The sequence below is a fragment of the Rhizobium ecuadorense genome, assembly GCF_001187535.1.
In the GTDB taxonomy this organism is placed as follows: Bacteria; Pseudomonadota; Alphaproteobacteria; order Rhizobiales; family Rhizobiaceae; genus Rhizobium; species Rhizobium ecuadorense.
Map to the genome: position 1 here is coordinate 1 of NZ_LFIO01001495.1, position 333 is coordinate 333.

Below are 333 nucleotides of genomic sequence, written 5' to 3' on the forward strand. Positions count from 1 at the left end.
ATCCAAGCGCGCGCGGCTGCGCTGCGCGGCAAGGCGTTCAGCGTGCGCGTGCTCGACATCGCCAAGCACTGGCCGGAATGTGGCCCGAAGGAAGATATCACCGACTGGAAGGAGAGGGGCGGCGGTACAGCCGAGCGGTTAAGCGCCCTCATCGACAAAGCGCCGCTGTGGTCGCCTGAGGCGCCGCGCTCGCAATTCGGCGTCATGTCGTGGCATGACCTGGACCAGCCCGGGCAGGACCTCGAATATCTAGTCCACGGCATGTTGACTGTCGGCGACCGCTCCGTCGTCGCCGGCCCGTCTGGGTCTGGCAAGACTTTCCTCACGTTGCAC

The 333-nt window shown here is 65.8% G+C and carries 1 protein-coding gene; it reads left to right on the plus strand.

Annotated elements, in window-relative coordinates; all coding sequences use genetic code 11:
- Nucleotides 1-333: AAA family ATPase (locus tag AF337_RS31125; RefSeq protein WP_160320386.1), on the plus strand; the 333-nt coding region annotated here is incomplete at both ends.